This window comes from Streptomyces sp. CA-210063 (genome assembly GCF_024612015.1).
Lineage (GTDB): Bacteria > Actinomycetota > Actinomycetes > Streptomycetales > Streptomycetaceae > Streptomyces.
Genome location: NZ_CP102512.1, coordinates 244,011 through 263,562 on the forward strand (window position 1 = coordinate 244,011; position 19,552 = coordinate 263,562).

14 protein-coding genes are annotated in these 19,552 nt (G+C 70.7%); 7 read left to right on the top strand and 7 right to left on the bottom strand.

Annotated elements, in window-relative coordinates; genetic code table 11:
• Positions 1–93 precede the first annotated feature (93 nt).
• Complete coding sequence (locus JIX56_RS01005) at positions 94–414, top strand: DUF6191 domain-containing protein (RefSeq protein ID WP_257536835.1); 321 nt, start codon at positions 94–96, stop codon at positions 412–414.
• Between the two features lie 57 nt (positions 415–471).
• Here JIX56_RS01005 and JIX56_RS01010 read toward each other — a convergent pair whose 3' ends face one another.
• On the bottom strand, positions 472–807 hold the full coding sequence (locus JIX56_RS01010; protein ID WP_257536836.1) for a hypothetical protein: 336 nt from the start codon (positions 805–807) through the stop codon (positions 472–474).
• Between the two features lie 413 nt (positions 808–1,220).
• Between JIX56_RS01010 and JIX56_RS01015 the strand changes: the two genes are divergently transcribed.
• Positions 1,221–3,332, top strand: a complete 2,112-nt coding sequence (locus tag JIX56_RS01015) for an acyltransferase family protein (RefSeq protein ID WP_257536837.1) — start codon at positions 1,221–1,223, stop codon at positions 3,330–3,332.
• Here JIX56_RS01015 and JIX56_RS01020 read toward each other — a convergent pair.
• Positions 3,239–4,024 carry a helix-turn-helix domain-containing protein gene (locus tag JIX56_RS01020; RefSeq protein WP_257536838.1) on the bottom strand — a complete coding sequence of 262 codons (786 nt, stop codon included), beginning with the start codon at positions 4,022–4,024 and terminating at the stop codon, positions 3,239–3,241. The genes JIX56_RS01015 and JIX56_RS01020 overlap by 94 nt on opposite strands.
• 347 nt (positions 4,025–4,371) lie before the next feature.
• On the opposite strand from JIX56_RS01020, the gene JIX56_RS01025 reads away from it, so the two are divergent.
• From JIX56_RS01025 to JIX56_RS01040, 4 genes are read left to right on the top strand one after another with little or no spacing between them, the layout of a single operon-like run.
• Entirely contained in the window at positions 4,372–5,745 is a 1,374-nt protein-coding gene (locus tag JIX56_RS01025; protein ID WP_257536839.1) for a beta-galactosidase, read from the top strand.
• 16 nt (positions 5,746–5,761) lie between these two features.
• A complete protein-coding gene (locus JIX56_RS01030; protein WP_257536840.1) occupies positions 5,762–7,897 on the top strand; it encodes an alpha-galactosidase in 2,136 nt (711 codons plus the stop codon).
• Between the two features lie 40 nt (positions 7,898–7,937).
• Positions 7,938–9,449 (top strand): glycoside hydrolase family 43 protein, encoded by a 1,512-nt coding sequence (locus JIX56_RS01035; protein ID WP_257536841.1) that lies wholly within the window; start codon positions 7,938–7,940, stop codon positions 9,447–9,449.
• A gap of 38 nt (positions 9,450–9,487) precedes the next feature.
• The gene (locus tag JIX56_RS01040) at positions 9,488–11,242 is read left to right on the top strand and encodes a cellulase family glycosylhydrolase (RefSeq protein ID WP_257536842.1); all 1,755 of its coding nucleotides are present in this window, start codon (positions 9,488–9,490) and stop codon (positions 11,240–11,242) included.
• Positions 11,243–11,308: 66 nt separating this feature from the next.
• On the opposite strand, the gene JIX56_RS01045 is transcribed toward JIX56_RS01040, so the two are convergent.
• Positions 11,309–12,289, bottom strand: coding sequence for a LacI family DNA-binding transcriptional regulator (locus JIX56_RS01045; protein ID WP_257536843.1), 981 nt, complete (start codon positions 12,287–12,289; stop codon positions 11,309–11,311).
• A gap of 322 nt (positions 12,290–12,611) precedes the next feature.
• Positions 12,612–14,258, bottom strand: a complete 1,647-nt coding sequence (locus JIX56_RS01050) for a glycoside hydrolase family 27 protein (protein ID WP_257536844.1) — start codon at positions 14,256–14,258, stop codon at positions 12,612–12,614.
• A 723-nt stretch (positions 14,259–14,981) separates the two neighbouring features.
• Here JIX56_RS01050 and JIX56_RS01055 point away from each other — a divergent pair.
• Complete coding sequence (locus JIX56_RS01055) at positions 14,982–15,947, top strand: glycoside hydrolase family 6 protein (RefSeq protein ID WP_257536845.1); 966 nt, start codon at positions 14,982–14,984, stop codon at positions 15,945–15,947.
• Positions 15,948–16,046: 99 nt separating this feature from the next.
• Here the strand turns inward: JIX56_RS01055 and JIX56_RS01060 are convergent, their stop codons facing one another.
• The 3 genes from JIX56_RS01060 to JIX56_RS01075 all read right to left on the bottom strand — a co-directional run bounded on the left by JIX56_RS01060 (position 16,047) and on the right by JIX56_RS01075 (position 19,503).
• Positions 16,047–16,763, bottom strand: coding sequence for a glycoside hydrolase family 12 protein (locus JIX56_RS01060; protein ID WP_257536846.1), 717 nt, complete (start codon positions 16,761–16,763; stop codon positions 16,047–16,049).
• A gap of 161 nt (positions 16,764–16,924) precedes the next feature.
• Positions 16,925–17,290, bottom strand: a complete 366-nt coding sequence (locus tag JIX56_RS47900) for a beta-galactosidase (protein ID WP_443031727.1) — start codon at positions 17,288–17,290, stop codon at positions 16,925–16,927.
• Positions 17,290–19,503, bottom strand: a complete 2,214-nt coding sequence (locus JIX56_RS01075; RefSeq protein ID WP_257536847.1) for a sialidase family protein — start codon at positions 19,501–19,503, stop codon at positions 17,290–17,292. Before JIX56_RS01075 ends, JIX56_RS47900 begins: the two co-directional genes overlap by 1 nt.
• Positions 19,504–19,552: the final 49 nt, after the last annotated feature.

Sequence of the window (19,552 nt, forward strand, 5' to 3'; positions counted from 1 at the left end):
CCATTCCGACGTGCCGCTCTGTGTGGACGGCAGCCACCCGATGCGCATCTGTCTGCTCTGTCGGCACCGCCCTCTGGTCCGGATACTGGGGGCATGGAATTCGCCGTCTTCATGACCTTGCCCGGGCTGGTCATCCTGCTGACCGCCGTGGCCTTCGTGGATCAGCTGCTGCTCCGTGCCGGGCGGGCCGGACTGCTGCCATGGCGGAACAGCGTCCGGCAGGGCCAGATATCGGCGACCGGGTTTGAGCAGCTCCATGCGAGCTTTTCGCCTGGGAAGCAGAACGAACTCAAGGAGCGGCAGTCGGCACTGCTGATGCGGGACGACGAGGAAGACGGGGCGCCGCCGAACCGGACAACGGTAGATCTGGAGGGAGGGGTAGCGGTCGTCCGGATCCCGCAGGTCGGCCAGTAGGAGGCCACCCGTCACAGCCGGACCCTGAAGAACAAGGTCAGTCGCCGACGACCTCGCTCACGGAGGCGCGGACGGCGGCCTCGTCGACGAGGTTCTTGCCGGTGGCGAACGCGGCGCCCAGGGCCTGCAGGGACAGGTTGTGACCGCCCGTACGTAGCCGCGCGAGCTGGTGTGGATCAGCGTGAGGGCGTCCTCGGTGAACAGTTGGTCGGGGCACCCGGCGATCTTCAGATGGTGGGCGACTTGGCTGGTCGTCTCCTTCGAGGTCATGCCCGGCATCGTGCAGCGCAGGGCCGTGCGCAGTTCGAGGGCGGCGAGGACGGCGAGTCTCATGGTGCCTCCGAGGGTGGGCCGGCCGACCAACAGGCAGGACAGCGGGGAGTCCTGGTCCATGCCCCTGGTTGGTCAACATGCGGATGGATTCGAGCTGTTGCCCGAGGAAGCAGTGCCATACGAGCGACCTCATCGCATCCTCCGCATCGGCGAACGCCGAGGACGTCCCGGTCCTCGCCGGCCGCGCCCAGCTGCGTGCCGGTCCTTCGGTGACCACACCCGCCCGACGCCCACCCAGGGATGAGCAGTCGCTGACCCCGGCACACGGTCAGCCGCGCTCTCTCCGCGGCGCTCGGCAACGCTCAACGGGCTCGATGTTTCTTGTCACCGGGCTGAATGGGGGTGAACGGATAGTTTCGCGCGGTTGAACCTTCACAGCTGAGGTGAAGTTGGGGGACAACAGCGGAACCCCGTGGGGCGGCCGGACAGGTCTTCTTGGCCGAACCATGTCGTCCCCGAGGAGTCACCCCCTGATGCCGAGCATCGCGTCCGCCGAGACACGTACCGTCCCGGCGAGCGGCAGATCCGCACCGCCCCGAGGCCACGCCCTGCGGCTCGACATCCAGGGGCTGCGCGCGGTGGCCGTCGGGCTGGTGGTGCTCTCCCACGCCGGTGTGTCCCAGGTCGGCGGCGGTTACATCGGTGTCGACGTCTTCTTCGTGATCTCCGGCTTCCTCATCACGTCGCTGCTGCTGCGCGAACTCGCCACCACCGGCCGGGTGTCGGTCCGCTCCTTCTACGCCCGTCGGGCATTGCGGCTGCTTCCCGCGTCGTCCCTGGTCATCGCCGTCACGCTGGGCGGGGCGTGGCTGTTCCTGTCGAAGGCGCGGCTCGCCGAGTACGCGGGCGACGCCCTCGCCGGCGCGCTGTACGCGGTCAACTTCCGCCTGGCGGCGGCCGGTACGGACTATCTCGCCCAGAACAGCCCGCCGTCACCGTTCCAGCACTTCTGGTCGCTCGCCGTGGAGGAGCAGTTCTACCTGGTGTGGCCGCTGCTCCTGCTGCTCACCTGGCGGGTCGCCCGCGGTCGGCGCCGACTGGTCGCGGTGCCGCTCGGAGTGCTGTGCCTGGCGTCGTTCGCGGCGGGCGTTCTGATGACGAACTCCTCGGCGCCGTGGGCGTACTTCGGCTCCCTCACCCGTGTCTGGGAACTGGGAGCCGGTGCGCTTCTGGCGCTGGCCACCGGCCGGCTTGAACGGCTGCCCGCCGCCCTCGCGGCCCCGCTGACCTGGCTCGGCCTGGCTTGCGTCACGCTGGCAGCGGTCTGGTACGACGCCGAGACGCCCTTCCCCGGCTACCACGCCCTCCTGCCGGTCGCCGGCACCGCGCTCGTCCTGGCCGGCGGCTGCGCGCCCGCCCCGCACGGCGTCGGGTGGCTGCTGGGGCGGCGACCGCTGGTGTGGCTCGGCGGACTCTCGTACGGCTGGTATCTGTGGCACTGGCCGCTGCTGGTCATAGCCCCGGCGGCGCTGGGCCGCGCCGACGGCACGGCCGACGTGCCGCTCGCGCTCGGGCTGTCCGCGGCGGCGCTGGGACTGGCGTGGCTGACCCTGCGCCTCGTCGAGAACCCGGTCCGCTTCCACCGGGCCTTCCGCAGGCGCCCCCGCCGCGCCCTGGTTCTCGGCGCCGCGCTGTCGGCCGGCGTCTCCGCGCTGTCCCTGACGGCGACGGCGGTCCCGCCGACGATCGAGGCGGGCGACCCCGCGCCCGCGCTGGCGCGGGCCCTCTCCGACGCACCGGCCCCGCAGGCACGTCTCACCGAACTCCTGAGGTCGTCCCCCACCGCCCTGCCGAGCAACCTCGCCCCGCCCCTGCCGAAGGTGAAGTCCTCCCGCTCCGCTGTCTACCGGGACGGCTGCCACGTCGGCTACGCCACCACCCGCACCCCGCCCTGCGTCTACGGCAACCGGTCATCCTCCCGTACGGTCGTCCTCTTCGGCGACTCCCACGCGGCGCAGTGGTTCCCGGCCCTGCAACGGCTCGCGACGACGCGCGGCTGGAAGCTGGTCTCGTTGACGAAGGCGTCCTGCAAGGTCGCCGACGTGACCATCGTCAACGGCCACAAGCCGTACACCGCCTGCGACACCTGGCGCTCCAACGCCATGGCAAGGATCAAGACCCTGCGCCCCGACCTGGTCGTCGTCTCCTCCTCGGACGCCGGAGACCCGGCCCGCCCCTCCGCCGACCCGCTCCGGCAGTGGACCACCGGCTTCGAGAGCACCTTCCGAGACCTGGGCACTTCCGGCGCCCGGGTCGCAGCCCTGCTCGACACGCCATGGCCCAAGGGGGACCCGATCGACTGCGCCGCCAGGAACTCCCTGCAACTACGCGCCTGCGCGAACCACGTGCCGGACCCGAGGCGCGACACGACCCGCGGCGCAGCCATCCGCACCGCCGCATCCACGACGGCCACCACGGTCATCGACCCCACCTCCTGGCTCTGTGCCCCCCGCACCGGCATCTGCCCCGTGGTCGTCGCCGACACCGCCGTCTACCGCGACGACAGCCACGTCTCGGAGGCGTACGCCGAGGCGCTTGCCCCGGTTCTGGCGCCGTCGCTGGATCGCCTCGTGGCTGCGCCCTGACCACACCGGGTGATCAGAGGGATGGTGACCGAGTGATCACGGCGATGTCGATTCGGAGAGCTGCTGCGGATCTCAGCCGCCGCACGAAGACGGTTGCCGCCGAGAACGTCGCCGCAGGGGTGGCGGCAGAACGACCATGCCCGATTCAAGGGCCGGCGACCGGCAACTGCGCACAACAATGACGGCCGTTGGGTGCTTCTCGGTGCCTTGCTCCTTTTACGCAAGGGCCGGCGGTGGTGGTGCGGTGCGAGCGCGGCTACATGCTGACGGGCCCGCACGATGGTTGAGTCCACGGCGATGTCCCAGTCGATCTCGCCGACGGCGTCGGCATCCCGCCGATCACCTGTCGGTGATCCCGTCAGCGGGCACAACGTCCGTTGCTCACCGGCATGCGCAAGCGCGTAGGTCGGTGCCGGCGAGGTCCGCGTGCGAAATGGCGTCGCTCGCCAAGTCCCGCCATGGGCCTTGCCGTACCACACCCCCGTCACGCGGTCCGGTCGCGGGACACCGACCGCGTCGACCAGCTCCTCCTTCGCGGGGAAGCGGCGGAACATGGTGGCGGTCCCCATCCCCGCCTCGCGGGCCACCGAGGCGCCCATGCCCTCGCGTGCGAACACCCTGCGCGCGGCGGCGATGATCCGCTCCCGGGCGCGCTCGGCGTTGCTGCGCAGGGATTTGGACGGCGGGGCCATCGGGGCTGGGCTAGGCCATCGCCCGTACCTTTGGCTCCCGGGGCCTGGACGTCGCACTGATCTCCGCAACCGCGACACGCTCGACGATCTCGAGCACTCCCCGGTCGGGCCTCGCCACCGCGCCGGCCACCCCGGTCGAAGCCGAACGCGCTGATCCCGCCGTCCTCGTATGTACGTGAGTTGTCGAAGCGCATCGACTCCACCTCTACCCTTGGTCGGCAGCCAATTGGCCCCTGCTCAAGAAACTTTCCTTGTGTTCAGGCTCTTGTTTCGCAAGAAACAAGTCCGTTACCTTCCCCATCAGGCGAAGCGCTTCGACAGTTCCTAGGGGAAGGGCCGCAACCGTCATGTCGGCACGCAGCATCACCGACCGCCTGGGCGGCCTCGCCTTCGGCGGGGACTACAACCCCGAGCAGTGGGACGAGCCGGTCTGGAAGGAGGACGACGAGCTCATGCGCCGGGCCAGGGTCAACCTGGCCACGCTGGGCGTCTTCTCGTGGGCCCTGCTCGAACCGGAGGAAGGGCGCTACGACTTCGCCTGGCTCGACGCCCACATCGACCGCCTCCACGCGAACGGCGTGACCGTCGACCTCGCCACCCCGACCGCGTCCCCGCCGCCCTGGTTCACCCTGGCCCACCCCGACGCGCTGGCGGTCCGGCCCGACGGCACCCGCCTCGTCCACGGCAGCCGCGACACGTACTGCCTCGCCGCCCCCGCCTACCGCGACGCGGCCCGCCGGATGGCCTCCGCGCTCGCTGCGCGATACGGCGACCACCCCGCCCTCGCGCTGTGGCACGTGCACAACGAGTACGGCACGCTCTGCTACTGCGAACACACGGCCGCAGCCTTCCGGGTGTGGCTGCGTGCCCGCCACGGCTCACTGGACGCCCTCAACGAGGCCTGGGGAACGGCCTTCTGGAGCCAGCGCTACACCTCCTGGGAGCAGGTGCTGCCGCCGCGCGCGACGCAGTGGCACAAGAACCCCGGCCAGGCACTGGACTTCCACCGCTTCTGGTCCGACGAGATCATCGCCGCCTACTGCGAGCAGCGCGACGCGATCCGCGCGCACAGCGACCGGCCGGTGACGACCAACCTGATGCTCCCCGCCTACCAGAACGTGGACCTGTGGGTCTTCGCCCGGGAACTCGACGTGGTCACCTGCGACCAGTACCCCGGCGCACCCGGCCTGGCGGCCGCCGCCGACGAGCGCCTTCACGCCCGCCTCGGCGGCTACCCGGCCGCCCCCCTGCGCGCGGCGCTGGGCATCCGCGTCGAGGAATACCGGCCGCTGCGGCAGGACGAGCGGATCACCCTGTCGGACGGGTCGTACGGCACGGTCTGGAGCGAGTCCCTGCGCGCCGAGGGCGCAGAGACGCTCGCCACCTACACCCACGGCATGCTCACGGGCAGCCCCGTCCTCACCCGGCACCGCTTCGGCGCCGGACAAGGCTGGTATCTCTCCACCCGCCTGGAGGACGCCGACTACGCCGCCCTGGTCGGCCGCCTGCTGAAGGAGGCCGGCGTCGAACCGGACGTGCCGGGCCTGCCGCCCGGTGTCGAAGCCGTCATCCGCCATGCGGCCGACGGCCGCCGCTGGCAGGTCCTGCTCAACCACACCCCCGAGACCGTGCCCTTGCCGGCCCCCGCCCACGACCTGCTCACCGATGCCGTCGCGCACGAACTGCCGCCCGGCGGTTGCGCGGTTCTGCGCGGGCACTGACCTGGAAAGGGCCGCCATGGCCAAGGGACAAGGAACCTTCCACTGGGGGCACGGGGCCCTTACCCTCGAGATCGTCCTCGATGGCGACGGCAGCCCGCGCCTCACGCACCTCGGACTGCCCGGCGAAGCGCAGAGCATCCCCGGTGCTTCCCTGCCCCTGGTGGAGGTGACGGCCGCGGGCCACGGCCGTGGCTGGTCGGGCAACCGCCTCGTGGGCACCGATCTCGGCGGGCGGCTGCGTCACCGGTCCCACCGCGCGGCCCGCGACGGCGACTGGCACACCCTGACCGTGCACCTCCACGATCCGGAAACCGGGCTGGCCGCGGAGGTCACCTACCGCTCCCCGGACGGCATCCCCGTGCTCCGCAGCGAGGTGACCCTGCGCAACGAGGGGCAGGCCACGTTGCACCTGGAGTCGGTCAGCTCGCTCGCGGTGGGCTGCCTCACCTCGCAGGCGCCGACGGCCTTCGACGCCGCGGACCTGTTGATGGCGGAGAACGACTGGCTCACCGAATGCCGCTGGCGGCGACAGCCGATGCGCCTGAGCACACCGGCCCAGAGCGGACGCGTGATCCAGGCGAACGGCAGAGCCGGCCTCACCCTGAACGGACAGGGCACCTGGTCCAGCTGTGGGCACCTCCCCATGGGCGGCCTGACGGACCGGATCACCGGCCGCACCTGGGTGTGGCAGATCGAGCACAACGGCGGGGGCTGGCGCTGGGAATGCGAAGAGCGGGACAAGGCCGCCTACGCGGCGCTGTTCGGACCCACCGACACCCACCACGGCTGGCGGCACTCCCTGGAACCCGGCGCCGTCTTCCGCACCGTACCCGCCGCCCTGTCCTTCAGCGCCGACGGCGGACCGGACGCCGCGTTCGCCGCGCTGACCCGCTACCGCCGCGCCCAGCGCCGCCCGCACACCGACCACCAGCGCCTGCCCGTCATCTTCAACGACTACATGAACTGCCTGATGGGCGACCCCACGACCGAGAAGCTGCTGCCGCACATCGACGCGGCGGCCGACGCGGGCGCCGAGTACTTCGTGATCGACGCCGGCTGGTACGACGGCGACAACGGCGGCTGGTGGACCACCGTCGGCGCCTGGGAACCGGCCGCCTCACGTTTCCCCGGGGAGAAGGGGATCCACGAGGTGCTGGACCGCATCCGGGAGCGCGGCATGGTCCCCGGCCTGTGGCTGGAGCCGGAGGTGATCGGCGTACGCAGCCCCATGGCCACGTCCCTGCCCGACGAGGCGTTCTTCCGCCGCGACGGCGTCCGCGTCACGGAGGCCGGCCGGCACCACCTCGACCTGCGCCACCCGGCCGCCCGCGCCCACCTGGACCAGGTCGTGGACCGCCTGGTCGGCGAGTGGGGCGTCGGCTACCTCAAGCTCGACCACAACATCGACCCCGGCTCCGGCACCAGTTCCCACCCCGGCGAGACCCCGGGCGCCGGCCTGCTCGGCCACAACCGGGCGCATCTCGACTGGCTCGACGGCATCCTCGACCGGTACCCGCACCTGGTGGTGGAGAACTGCGCCTCCGGCGGCATGCGCTGGGACCACGCCATGCTGTCCCGGCTGCAACTGCAGTCCACCAGCGACCAGCAGAACCTGCGGCTCTACGCACCCATCGCGGCCTCGGCACCCACCGCCGTCACTCCGGAGCAGGGCGCCGTCTGGGCCTATCCGCAGCCGGAGGACTCCCTCGACGAGGTCGCCTTCACCCTGGCGAGCGCCCTCCTCGGCCGCATCCACCTCTCCGGCCGCCTGCCGGAACTGGGGCCCGAGGCCCGCGCCCTGGTCCACGAAGCGGTCGCCGTGTACAAGGCCATCCGCGCCGACCTGCCCCGGGCCGTGCCGTCCTGGCCACTGGGGCTGCCCGCCTGGGGCGACCCCTGGATCGCTCTCGCCCTGCACACCCCCACCACCACCTACCTCACCGTCTGGCGCCGCCCGGGCGGTGAGGCCACCACCACCCTCCGGCTGTCCGAGCGGGCGGGCAGCGCAGCGTCTGTCGAGGTGCTGTACCCCGCCGCACGTCAGGCCGTTGCCGTCTGGAACCCGGACACGGCCGACCTCACCGTGACCCTGCCCACCGCGCCGTCCGCGGCGCTGCTCCGCATCACCCGCACCGAGCCGGACGCTCCCTGAGCGCGGCCCTGGTGCTCACCCGACGAAAGGACGAACAAGGGTGCCCGCTCAGAACCCTCCCGCCCGCGCCGCCAACCCCGTGCTCCCTGGGCTCCATCCCGACCCGAGCATCTGCCGGGTCGGCGACGACTACTACCTCGCCTGCTCCAGCTTCGAGTACTTCCCCGGCGTACCGCTCTTCCACAGCCGCGACCTGGTGAACTGGCGGCAGATCGGCAACGTACTGGACCGGCCGGAGCAGTTGCGTCTGCCGGCCTCCATGCCGTCCTCAGGCGGCATCTACGCCCCCACCCTGCGCCATCACGACGGCCGATTCTGGCTGATCGTCACCAACTGCAGCGAGGGTGGCGGCAACCTGATCGTCACGGCCACCGACCCGGCCGGACCCTGGTCGGATCCCATCCCGGCACCAGGCGTGCCCGGTATCGATCCCGACCTGGCCTGGGACGAGGACGGCACCTGCTGGTGCACGGTCGCGGGGGTGTCGCAGGTCCGCCTCGACCCGTCCACCGGCGAGACGTACGGAACCCCGCACAGGCTCTGGTCCGGCGGCCCCGGCGCGAAGGCCCCGGAGGCGCCGCACCTGTACCGGATCGGCGACTACTGGTACCTGCTCATCGCCGAGGGCGGCACCGAGCGCGGCCACGGCGTGTCGATCGCCCGCGGTAGCACGCCCCAGGGCCCGTTCGAGGCGTGCCCGGCCAACCCGATCCTCACCCACCGCGGCACCGACCACCCCGTGCAGAACACCGGCCACGCGGACCTGGTCCAGGCGCCCGACGGCTCCTGGTGGATGGTCTTCCTCGGCGTACGACCGCGCGGCGGCACCCCCGGCTGGCACGTGCTCGGCCGGGAGACCTTCCTGGCTCCCGTGACCTGGGTGGACGGCTGGCCGGTCGTCGGTGAGGTCACCTTGGACCTGTCCGCGCCCCCCTGGCCGCTCTCCCCCGCTCCCGCCGAGGAACGGCGCGACGACTTCGAGCTCAGCGAACTCGGGCCGACCTGGATCTCCGTGCGGGACCGCCCCGCCGAGCTCTGCACCACCAAGGAGCGCCCCGGGTGGCTGACACTCCGCGCGCGGGGCGGCTCCCTGGACGAGCCCGACGTGGTGTTCACCGGCCGGCGCCAGCAGCACCTCACCTGCCGGGCCCGCACCCTGGTCGACCCGGAGCAGGGGCGCGGCGGCCTCGCCGTCCGGCTGGACGAGCGGCACCACTACGCGGTCGAGGCGTCCGGGACGGACGTGCGAGTGATCGCGCGGGTCGGCTCCCTGCACACGGTCGTGGCCGAACGCTCCGTACCCGCCGGGCCGCTGGTGCTCGCCGTCACGATCACGGACCCGCCGCCTCCGCACGGACCGTGCACCGGACCCGACGTCGTCTCCCTCGGCATCGAAGAACCCGACGGCACGTTCACCGAGTTCGCGGCCCTCGACGGCCGCTCCCTGTCGACCGAGGTCGCCGGCGGCTTCACCGGCCGGGTCATCGGCATGTACGCCACCGCAGGCACCGTCCACTTCGACTGGTTCGACTACGAGCCTCTCGAAAGCTGAACCGACCGAAGGTCACGACCGACCGAAAGGGACGACACATGAAGGACATACGGCACCCCGCACACCACCGAAGCCGCGGCCCCGGCCGCCTGGCCTCCCTGCTCCTGGTGCTCGCCGTCATGCTGGGACTCGCGGGCGGCACCTCGACCGCCGCGACCGACGGCACGGCGGAGCCGACAGGGTCCACCCTCAGAGTTCCGGCCCGCGCCATGGACGCCGTCGCCGCGATGCGACCCAGCTGGAACCTGGGCAACACCCTGGACGCCATTCCCAACGAGGATTCCTGGGGCAACGGGCAGACCACCAAGGCGACGTTCGAGAAGGTCGCCTCGGAGGGTTACCGCAGCGTCCGCATCCCGGTGACCTGGAGCGCCCACCAGTCCACCACCGCCCCGTACACCATCGACGCCACCTACATGGCCCGCGTCAAGCAGCTCGTCGGCTGGGCGCTGGACAGCGGCCTGTACGTCGTGCTCAACGTCCACCACGACTCGTGGCAGTGGGTCGAGAAGATCACGAGCGACCACGACAACGTGATGGCCCGGTTCAACTCCACCTGGTCCCAGATCTCCACGACCTTCCGTGACGCGCCGCGCACCCTGGTCTTCGAGGGCATCAACGAGCCGAGCTTCGCCGGCGCCACGGATGCGCAGAAGTTCCAGTACCTGAGGGAGCTGCAGACGTCGTTCCACTCCGTGGTCCGTGCCTCGGGCGGCGCGAACGCGAACCGCCTGCTGAGCCTGACCACGCCGGCCGGCAGCCCCGACCAGGCCTTCATGGACGACCTGTACAAGACGATCACCGCGCTGAACGACGATCAGCTCATTGCACAGGTGCACTTCTACAGCTGGTACCCGTTCAGCGTGAACGTCGCGGGCGGCACCCACTACGACGCCACCGCGCAGAAGCACCTGGACGACACCTTCGCCAACATGCACAACACCTTCGTCGCCAAGGGCATCCCGCTCTACATCGGCGAGTACGGCCTGCTCGAGTGGCCCAACCACTTCCACCCCTCCCGCGTCGAGCGGGGCGAGGCGCTGAAGTACTTCGAGCATGTGGGATACGCGGGGCGCAAGTACGGCCTCACGACCGCCCTGTGGGACCCGTTCTCGTACCTGAACCGCGAGACCCTGCAATGGCGTGACCCGGCCCTGATGAACTGGATCAAGTCGAGCTGGACCACCCGCTCGGGCACGGCCTCCTTCGACAAGGTCTTCGTGCCGAAGTCCAGCCCGGTCACGGCCAAGTCGCTCACCCTGAACCTCAACGGGACCAAGTTCCGCGGGGTGTGGCAGGGCGACACCAAGCTGGCCGCGGGACGGGACTACACCGTTTCCGGCAACCAGCTGACCTTCACCGCCGGCGCGCTGACCCGCCTGGTCGGCAACCGCGCCTACGGCGTCAACTCGACCGTCCAGGCCCGGTTCACCAGCGGCCTGCCCTGGAACATCGACATCGTCACCAACGACGTTCCCGTGGTGTCGGACGCCACCGGCACTGTCGAGAAATTCGCCGTTCCCACCCAGTACCGGGGCAACGACCTGGCGACCATGCACGCCACGTACGCCGACGGCACCAATGCCGGCCAGACCGACTGGACTCCGTACCAGGAGTTCAACAAGGCCTTCTCGCCGGACTACCCGAACAGCACGATCATCCTGACTCCCGAGTTCCTCAACGCGCTCCGCGACGGGGAACCGGCGACGCTGGTCTTCCACTTCTACAGCGGCGCCACGGTCACGTACCACGTCACGAAGTCCGGCAGCTCGGTCACCGGCACAGCCTCCTGACCGACCGGCCCCTCGCCCTGGTTGCCACCTCCCCGGCAACCAGGGCACGCCTGTCCCCAGGCTCCCTCACTCCTCCTTCGGCGGAGCCGTGCTCTCCCGGACCGTGAGGGTGGTCGCGATCTCCAGTCCCACTTGCGGCACTTCCTCGCCGCGGCCGAGCGCCAGAGCCAGCTCGGTGGCGGCCGCCGCCATCTCGGCCAGCGGCTGATGGACCGTGGTCAAGGGCGGATCCATCCAGGCCACGGCCGGTACGTCGTCGAAACCCACCAGGCTGAGATCGTGCGGGATGCGCAGTCCCAGCTCGCGCGCGGCCTGGTAGACACCGAGCGCCTGCATGTCGTTGGCGGTGAACACGGCGGTGGGGCGATCGGGGCCGGTGAGCAGCGCCCGCGCCGCGACGTAACCGTGGTCGCGGGTGAGCTGGGTCTTCACCACCAGGCCGGGTTCCATCGGCAGTCCGGCTTCCGCGAGAGCGGAATAGTAGCCGGACAGCCGTGCGAGGCAGAAGGAGTGATCAGGCCCGCTGATCATGGCGATGCGCCGGTGCCCCAGGTCGACCAGATGCCGGGTCGCCGCCTGACCGCCCCTCCAGTTCGTGGCACCCACGAACGGAACGTCGTCGGGCAGCTCGTCGATCGGGTCGAAGACGACGAACGGGATGCCCTTCGCCGCCAGTTGGTCCCGCTCGGCTTCCGAGAGCTGCGCGACCGACAGGACACATCGAGGGCGCCGGCCGACCGTGTCGTCCATGGTCATGCCCACCGTGTCATGGAGACCGAACTCCGACACCAGCACACCGATCCGGTTCCTGCGGGCCACGCGCTCGACACCGCGGATGATCTCCACGGCCCACATGCTCTCCAGCTCGCGGAACACGAGCTCCACCAGGTTGCTCCGGCTCTTCGGGGGCTTGCGGTAACCGTACTGATGGATCAGTTCCTGGACGCGGGTCCGGGTCTCGTCCGACACGCCCGACCGGCCGTTGAGCACCTTCGACACGGTGGGCACGGAGACGCCCGCGGACTCGGCGATGTAAGCGATCGTCACGGATGCGGGTCCCCCGCCGCGCTCACCGTGGTCCTCCGCCGAAGGTCTTCCCGCTCGGTTGTCCGGCACGGTCGCCTTTCCCCCTCCCCTCGCCTGCTGCCGCCGCCATTCTCGCAGCCGACGGAGGAAGCGTCGTCCAGAACAACGGCTGGGGCTCCGACACCGGCTTCCGGCTCACCCGGCGCACAGACCGGCGTCGCCAGTCGTGTGCGTACCGCTCGTCAGTGCGGGTGCCTTGCCGCAGCCGGGGGTCACGGCAGCGGCGCCGACGGTTGCGGCAGCCGTGTCGGAGGCCGCCAGCGGGTGCTCAAGCCGCGGTTGTTCACGCGCGGGTCCACTGCTGGTTGGCCTGGCCGTTGCAGGTCCAGAGGACCAGCGGCGTTCCGTTGGCGGTGCCGGCCCGGTCTGCGTCGAGGCACAGCCCGGCATGGACGTTGCGGATCGACCCGTCGGAGCCGACGGTCCACTTCTGGTTGTTCTGGCCGTTGCAGGGCCAGGTGATGACCCGGGTGCCGTTGGTGGTGCCCTGGTCGTAGGCGTCCAGGCACTTGTCGCCGAAGACGCGGATCTCGCCGCCGGCCCACGTGGTCCACAGCTGGTTGGCGGCCGTGTGGCAGTCCCAGATGAGTACGGTGGCCCCGGCCGCGGTGGAGGCGTTGTCCACGTCCAGGCAGCGGCCGGAAGCGTTGCCGCGCAGCCGCGAGGTCGTGGCGGTCTGGGGGCTGCCCCCGGTCACCTGGAACACGGCCACGCCGTGCGCGGGGACGCTCGCCGAGATCTGCCCGGACGTGCTGGACGTACCGCCGGTCCACAGGTCGGTGAGGGTGAACGGCCCGCCGGACAGGCCGGCTTGCGCGGCCGTGGTGGTGACCGTCGCTGTGCTCTCTCCCCGGTTGAACAGGCCCACCGCGACCGAGCCGTCGGACAAGGGCTTGGCGAACACCTCGGTGCCGCCGTCGTCGCGCACCCTGCGCCCGCCCGCGCCCAGCGGATCCTGGTTCACCGCCAGCAGACGAGGGTTGCGCAGGATCGCGCTCACGTCGGCGGACATGGTGCGGATGTCGTTGCCGGCCATGAGCGGGGCGCCCAGCAGCGCCCACAGGGCGAAGTGGGAACGGGACTCGGTCAGGGACAGGCCGGGACGGCCGACGACCAGCATGTCGGGGTCGTTCCAGTGCCCCGGGCCCGCCTGCGCCGCCAGCGGCGCGGTGACGTCCAGGACGTTGCCGACTCCCATCGGATAGCTGTTGGTGTTGCCGTTCTGCCAGATGTCGAGCAGGTCCTCGGTCGTTCGCCACAGGTCGGCGACCTCGCCCCAGTTGTAGGTGGCGCCGGTGGGGGCGTGCAGGCTGTTGGGGTTGATGCTGTAGACGATCGGCCGCCCGGTGGAGCGCAGGGCGTCGCGCATGAGCGTCAACCGCGCGACCTGCTCGTCACGCGTACCGCTGGGGGAACACCAGTCGTACTTGAGGTAGTCGACGCCCCAGGAGGCGAATGTGGCGGCGTCCTGGGCCTCGTGCCCCCTGCTGCCCGTGGACCCCGGGTAGCTCCCCACGGCCTGGGCGCAGGTGCGCTCGCCCGGCGCCTGGTAGATGCCGAACTTCAGGCCCTTGCTGTGGATGTAGTCCCCGAGTGCCTTCATCCCGCTCGGGAACTTGGCCGGATTGGCCCGCAGGTTGCCTGCCGCGTCGCGCTGCGGGTCGAACCAGCAGTCGTCGACCACGACGTACTGGTAGCCGGCGTCCCGCATGCCGGAGGACACCATCGCGTCGGCGGCCTGGCGGACCTGCGCCTCGGTGATCCCGCACCCGAAGCTGTTCCAGCTGTTCCAGCCGAGCGGTGGGGTGAGCGCCGGGCTGCCCGGCGCGGCCGAGGCGGTGGGTGGAGAGGAGGCCGTCACGAACGCGGTGGCCGTCAGCACAGCCGTCGCGAGGAGACGGAGCAATCGTCCGCCTGATCGTCTGGGCACCTGGGGCTCCTTTTCCCGGGGATCACACAAGGGGGTCCGAAATTTCGGAGGCCATTCGGAAACTGAGAGCCTCACGGATACTAGAGAGGCGAGCCGTCATGTCAACACAACCGGCAAACCAGCCACGCCTTGCACGCCAAGATCTGAGCATGCGGTACATCCGGGGCGCATCCGCCCAACTGAGCTGCGGTGATTCACCCGCCGCCGCTTCGAATGTTTCGATGTAGCCAGCGAATCATGCGAGGGCTCTTGACGGCGTCCACCGGCCCTCTATCATCCAGTTTGCTCGACAACTCGACTTGCATTCGAGATTCCGAACGCGCCAGAGCCGCTCCACTCGAACCCCGCAGGGCACCTCCGGGTTGCGCCACCGCAAACGGCCGAGCCGCAAGGAGCACGCCACCCATGCATATGTCATGACCCCAACAACATCTTTCCCGTCGTCGCGCGCCGGTGGCCGCCTCGGCGGCGCGGTCCGCGTCACGTGGTTCGAGCTGTCCACGCCCTGAAGAGGTCCATCGACCGCACTACGCCCCGGGAGGTCCACCGACCGCACCACGCAACCCCCACCACCCCACGGTCCCGTGGCGGCTCGGCCTCCTCACATAGACCAACTCGACCTGCTGACCGACTGCGCCGTGGGAAGCGCTTCCGATGGGAGTGCTCCCCCTGCTCACCGGCGACCTTCGGACGCACCCCTGTCAGAAAGCCGAGGTACCCATCATGCGCCGCAGACTCCTCACCCTGGTGGCAGCGCTCTCCTCACTGCCGCTGGCGCTCGCCGCCGCCCCCTCCGCCCACGCGGCCGACCCGACGACCATGACCAACGGGTTCTACGTGGACCCCGACTCCAGCGCGAAGCGGTGGGTCGCCGCCAACCCCGGTGACGGCCGGACACCCGCGATCAACGCCTCCATCGCCAACACACCGACGGCCCGCTGGTTCGGCTCCTGGAGCGGCACCATCGGCACGGCCACCGGCGCGTACGTGGGCGCCGCGGACGCCCGGGACAAGCTGCCCGTCCTCGTCGCCTACAACATCTACAACCGCGACTACTGCGGCGGGCACTCCGCGGGCGGAGCCTCCTCGCCGTCCGCCTACGCGAGCTGGATCGCCCAGTTCGCGGGCGGGATCGCGGGCCGCCCGGCCGTCGTCGTCCTCGAACCGGACTCCCTGGGGGACTACGGCTGCATGACCCAGGCCCAGATCGACGAACGCGAGAGCATGCTGACCGGAGCGCTCGCCGAGTTCAACCGTCAGGCTCCCAACACCTGGGTCTACCTCGACGCCGGCAACCCGGCCTGGGCGGGCGCGGCGACCATGGCCCAGCGTCTTCACGAAGCGGGCCTCCGGCAGGCCCACGGTTTCTCGCTCAACGTCTCCAACTACCTGACCACGGCCGAGAACACCGCTTACGGCAACGCCGTCAACAGGGAACTCGGCGCCCGGTACGGCTACACCAAGCCGTTCGTCGTGGACACCAGCCGCAACGGCAACGGCTCCAACGGCCAGTGGTGCAACCCTTCAGGCCGCCGTGTCGGAACCCCCACTCAGCTGGGCGGAGGTGCCGAGATGCTCTTGTGGATCAAGGTCCCGGGCGAGTCCGACGGCAACTGCGGCGTGGGAACCGGCTCCTCGGCCGGACAGTTCCTCCCGGAGGTCGCCTACAAGATGATCTACGGCTACTGATCCTGGCCGCCCGCGATTCGCGGACTGCAACGCGCTGCGGGCCGAGGTCGACCGCGTCCCCCGAGAAGGACGCGGACCGACCTCGGCCCTGATGTCGGGTCAGCCGCCGGTGACGGTCAGGTTGTTGGTGTTGAAGTTGAGTCCGCCGGACGACGAGGTGATCTCATAGCCGAACTGCACGTCGCCGATGGTCTCGTTGCCGGGCATCCAGCCCTTGGTGTAGGCGATCCACTGGAGGACCGGCTTGATGTCCACGGTGCCGGAGTTGGAGTCGGACGTCCGCAGGAACGAGAACACCTGGTTCGATCCGTTGGTGCCCTTGTAGACGTTCCAGTTGTGGCCGCCGAGCGTGACGTTGCCCTCGTAGCCGCCGATCGGGCCGACGGCTCCGTTGTAGTTGACCCAGAGCATGATCTCGTACTGGTGGTCGGTGTCCCAGATGTCGTACGACGTGTTGTACGCGCCGGACGACGGGACGCTGACGTTGTAGTTGCTGGTGAGCCAGCCGAGCGAGTCGATCGTCTTGTTGATCGCTTTGGTTGAGTTGGCGTAGGACTTGATGCCGCCGGTGTTGGGGTGGTCGGCCCAGACACCCCAGCTGGTCCCGGAGTTGGCCCAGAGGCACTGGCTGCCCGCGCCGGAGCCCCAGATGTTGTTGTAGAGCTTGTAGCCGTCGAGGCTGGTGCTTGCCCAACGGTCGCAGGAGTTGAAGACCGCTGCCGAAGCGGGGGCGGAGGCGAGGCCGACGGTGGCACCGAGAGCCATCGCCGGCGCCAGCACCGCCATGGTGATCTTGCGTATCTTGCTTTTGACCATGGTGTCCCTTCCACGGGTGGGGGGAATTGTGGGGGTGCTACCACGCCCCCCTGGCTGAGGGCGTGGTCCTCTCCGGCGACGAGATCGATGGGCTGCGCGTCACCGGAAGAAGTCCTGACTTCGATACGGTCGGTGCGAGTCGGCCCCCCGGCTGATCGCGGTCATGGCCGGGGCACCGCCACGCCGTAGCGGCCGGGGGTGACCCGGTCGGTGACGGCCGTCCCCGTCCGCAGATCGTGGTGGGTTCCGGGCACCTCGACGGTCACCGGCTCGCGTCCGTGGTGGAGCACGAACAGCGCCTCGCCCCGGCGGACGGCCTCGACCCGCTCGGGGAGGCCGCCGAGCACCGGCCGGCCGCCCCACCACTCGGTGCGGCCGTCCTCGGTGACGGGCAGGGTGTCGGGGTGCAGTCGGCCCGTCCAGGGCGGGGGCGAGGAGATCGGGGTGGCGAGGACGACGCCGATGCCGTTGTTGTAGTCGCCGCCGAGGAGCAGACGGCCTCGTGTCGTGTCATGCAGGCCGGGCATCAGACGGGCTCCCCGTACTGCACGCCGCGCCCGTTGGTGGCGAGGTAGACCCGGCCGTGGACGCGCGGATCGCCGGTGATGGCCGCGCCGGTCCAGCCCCACCGGTGCTGGTCGTCGTTGATCCGCAGCCAGGTCTTCGCCTCGTCGTCGGAGCGGTAGATGGCGTTGAAGTCCTCGATCCCGCCGGCCATGTAGATCGCCGGGTAGGAGGCGCCCTTGGCGGCCTTGCCGAAGCCCAGGGTGTGCGAGGCCCGGCAGCTGCCGACCTTGGTGAAGCTCGCGCCGCCGTCGGTGGAGCGGTAGAGCCCGTTCGCCTTGGCGCTGAGCCACAGGTCGCCGGGGCGTCCCGGGGCCGCGGCCAGCTGGAACCCGGCGTCGCCCGAACTCAGGCCGGTGGCCCGGGCGGTGAAGGTCAGGCCGCTGTCGGTGCTGGCGTAGAGCGTGCCGGCCGTCGTGTCGTAGGCGTAGAAGCGCGCAGGGTCCACGGGGTCCGCGACCAGGACGGCGCCCTTCGGGAGAGAGGTGACCTCGGCCCAGGTGGCGCCGTTGTCCGCCGAGCGGTGCGCCGGATACACGGTGCCGTCCCAGTGCGCGAGGGACCACAGCAGCACACTGCCGTCGGCGTTGGTGACGATCGGGCCGGGCGCGTCCTTGGCGACGGCCGGCTGCGACGCGAAGGGCTCCCAGGTCTTTCCGCCGTCGTTCGACCATGCGCCGTTGCCCTGGTCGCCCGAGCCGGTGCGCACGACGTACGAGGGCTTGGCCGCGGCCTGGGCGAGTGCGATGGCGGACCCGAACACGGGGTTCGTGGCCATGCCGCGGGACGGTGAGGCGGTCAGCCGCTCGTGGTAGAGCACGCCGATGTCCCGCGATCCGCTGATCAGGTGGGCCTCTCCCGTCGGAGGCGACAGGAGCGCCACCACGGACGCCTCCTCGAGGCCGCGGATCTGCGGGGCCCAACGCTTGAGGTCGCGCGTGCCGTACAGGGTCGCGCCGGTGCCGTAGACGACGTGCTCGGAGTCGAACGGGTCGAGGCCGACGGCCTGGATCCACCAGCCGAACTTGGGCTTGTCCTTGCCCCAGTTGAGGTAGGGGGTCTCGGAGACATCGAGGACGGCCGTGTCCTTCAGGGACATCCAGGTGCGGCCGCCGTCGGTGGAACGGAAGACGGTGTCGATCTCGGCCCAGCGGTTGTTGGTGGACACGACGAGCGTCCCGGGCCGGCGGGCGTCGACGGCGACCCCGCCGTAGCCGAAGGAGTCGGTCCCGCCGTCGCTCGTCGCCCCGCCGGGCTTCACGGGCGTGACCTCGGTCCACTTCCCGTTCGCCGTACGCAGCTTGTGCACGCTGCCGTCCGACTGACCGTTGGGGCCGGGGGCGTTGGCGTACGTCACGTACAGCTCGCGGGTGAGGCGGTCGTACGCGGCGCGGACGGGCACCTTGGCGGCGGTGCCGGTGGGCTGCCCGGGGACGGGCTCCCAGGTCCTTCCGTCGGACGTGCGGTACAGGTTGGGGTGGTCGGCGGTGCCGTCGGAGTCGCCCCAGCCGGCGTAGACGCTGCGGCCCGCGGCGACGACAAGGGTGATGCCCTGGCCGGTGGCGCTCGGCCTGGCCGGGAAGCTCACGGCCTTCCAGGTCGCGCCCCGGTCGGTCGACTTGAGCAGCCCGTCGTGCCGGGTGCCGAGCCACAGGGTGTCGCAGTTCCGTGGGTCGACCAGCAGCCGTTCGCCGCATCCCCGCCCGTCCTCGTTGCCGCCGAACTGCACGGTGAGGTCGGTGCGTTTCCAGGTGGCGCCCCGGTCCTCGGACCGCAGCACGGCCCCGTTGCCGGCCCAGGGCTGGGTGTACGTGCCGAGGGCCAGGTACACCCGGTTCGGGTGGGCCGGGTCGACGGCCATGGCCTCGACGCCGAGGAGGTTCCAGTCGTCCCAGCCCAGGTGGTCGGTCAGCGGGATCCAGCGGTCGGTCCGGTCGTCCCAGCGGTAGGCGCCGCCGATGTCGGTCCGGGCGTAGGCGAGCCCTCGCACCGACGGGTGGAACAGCACGCCGGTGATGAACCCGGTGCCGCCCATGACGGCGTTGCGCCAGCGGTAGCCGGTTGCGGCCGACTCGGCGGCCTGTACCCGCCCCGGGAGGAAGGGGACGGTGGTAAGCGCGGCGGCGGCCGCGGCCCCGGCGAGAACGGCTCGCCTGCCGAGGTGGGACGTGTGCATGACATGCCTCTCATATAGGGGGTGCGGATATCTACCTCAGGGGCGCGGG